1 protein-coding gene and 1 pseudogene are annotated in these 2105 nt (G+C 33.3%); both read right to left on the bottom strand.

Features of this window, described 5'->3' with window-relative positions; all coding sequences use genetic code 11:
* Positions 1-115 precede the first annotated feature (115 nt).
* Positions 116-634, bottom strand: a complete 519-nt coding sequence (locus FTU03_RS15890) for a hypothetical protein (RefSeq protein ID WP_179989170.1) — start codon at positions 632-634, stop codon at positions 116-118.
* Positions 624-2105: pseudogene (locus FTU03_RS15885) on the bottom strand (hypothetical protein); the annotation flags it as partial. The gene FTU03_RS15890 and the pseudogene FTU03_RS15885, both read right to left, overlap by 11 nt.

Here is a 2105-nt window from a genome sequence, read left to right as displayed (position 1 = left end):
ACTTTTAACTTCGGTTATTTATTGAAGGATTACCTTAAAAACTATTAATGTAGCTCCATTTTAAATAAAGAACCGCTTTTTTATTCAAAATAGGGTAGGAACGACTTTAACTAAATCAGTAAGGAATACTTAATGAAATATATCTAATCTCACCTATATTGTTATATGAAATATATATTGTAAATGGAATATCTTCAATTTTCCATTTTTGGCTTCTAACCACGCCATCATCATTCTTAATAAATAATGGCACTCCTAACATATTTTCAATTTCAGCTTTATTCATTGAAAATTTTAAATTAAATGGCAGTTCTTGTTTATATTGAGAAAAGCCTTCCACACCATCATTATAAAAAAATATAGTCGTTAAGTATATTTTTTCACCAGTTATGGGTTTGTCCTCCTGATTTAAATAAAAAGACTCATCAGTAAATATAAAACCCAATCCCTCATCATATTTACTAATATAAAAATTATACTCATCCAATAAATCACCATCTTCATCATAAATTGGTAATTTAATTTCCTCTTGACTTTTCACAAATTGATTTTTAACAAAAAAATCAACTAATTTTTCATCAATATTTGACTTACCCAACAGTGATATTAAATGATCAATAAACTTATTTGTCATTCTTTCTCGCCTCCTCATCCATAATATTTTTCAAAAATTTATCATAATCAGCATTATTTTTACAGCTCAATGTAGTACATGCTTCTTGCAACTTTGTAACGTACTCAGGCGTTAATTTTTTTGCATTATCTATCATTGCCTCAGAATCCCTAATTTGTGCTGCTTGTAAATCATTTGCATCATTTTCAATGAGTCCTTTATTATTTTTTCCTGCATAGGTTGGACCTGCGGCATGCACCTCATTTGGTACAGTTACACTCATTCCTTCATTAATAATACGATTTTTCTCTGCTTGAGTTAAGGGCGCTTCCTTTAAGTCTTCAGCTCTCTTTAATAATGCAGCTTTAGACGGCTGATGATCTCTAGCCACGGTTCCATCTCCAGTGACTTTCTTTTGATTTCCATAATTATCAACCCATCCCACATCAAGAGATTGCTTTTGATTTATTTCAATATCAGCATCTTTCCCCTTAGTGACACCTTTACCTACTCCAGCACCTACAACTCCAGCCACAGCATTAATTAAATATTCTGCACCTTGTTTATTTTTTTCAATTTCATTTGCAAATTTCAATTCATCTAATTTATTTTCAGATGTTGAGGCTTCAATTTCTTTAACTTTCTCTGAATTAGTCCAATTATTAATCGTATTTGAATTGGTAACATGAGCGGCGGCAGTTAATGATGTCGCCAGCGCATCAAATCCTTGAGCTATTTCAGCTCCTACCGCACTATCTAAAGCTAAAGATTTTCCTGTCTCAATTGCTAAACGGACTGGGCCTGAAATCATTAGTCCTACCGCAAGTTGAACAGTACCTAAATCAACTCCAGTATCTTCACTAATCTGCTTTATATTATTTCCTAAATCAGCAATATTGCTTAATATCGTCATACCAACTGTGGTTTGGGTCGTAACTTTTGTCTCAATGTCAGTTCCTTTCGCATAAATTACTTCTTGTTCATTTACGCCTATTTTAGGTTGTTTAAAAATCGTTTCTAAATCAACACCAGATTGAGCTAATGTATCTAGTTGACTCTGAATTTCACTAAACTCTTTTGCTGCATAGAAAAAATCTAATTTAGAAAATAAAGCTTCAACTTCTTTTGGCTCTATCCCTCGTTTGAGCAATTCACTTGCAACTTTGTCACCAACTACACCCGTTTCTTTATATTCACTTGGTAAATTGTAAAGCCTTGCCTGAATATTATTTAGTGTTTGTAAAGCCTTATCTTTATACTCACCCGCTGGTAAGGCTTGTGCTAAATTTTCTGCACTTTGACGGAAATTCTCTGGCAAATCCTTCTGTTCTTGAATAATCTCCTGTCGTCCAGCTTCTGTCAGTAATCGATGATCAATCGTTACTGAACCATCCAGCATACCTGTGGTCTGATCACGAGTAATTTCTTGGGTATTGTTGATATCACGGTTGGTGGTATGGTAATCCTCCCATAAATAACCGAAGTTAAAAGC

Origin of the sequence: Acinetobacter sp. YH12046 (genome assembly GCF_013419905.1) — a bacterium.
Lineage (GTDB): Bacteria > Pseudomonadota > Gammaproteobacteria > Pseudomonadales > Moraxellaceae > Acinetobacter.
Note: the sequence above shows the minus strand (reverse complement) of the source record. Positions and strands in the feature narration are given on the sequence as shown.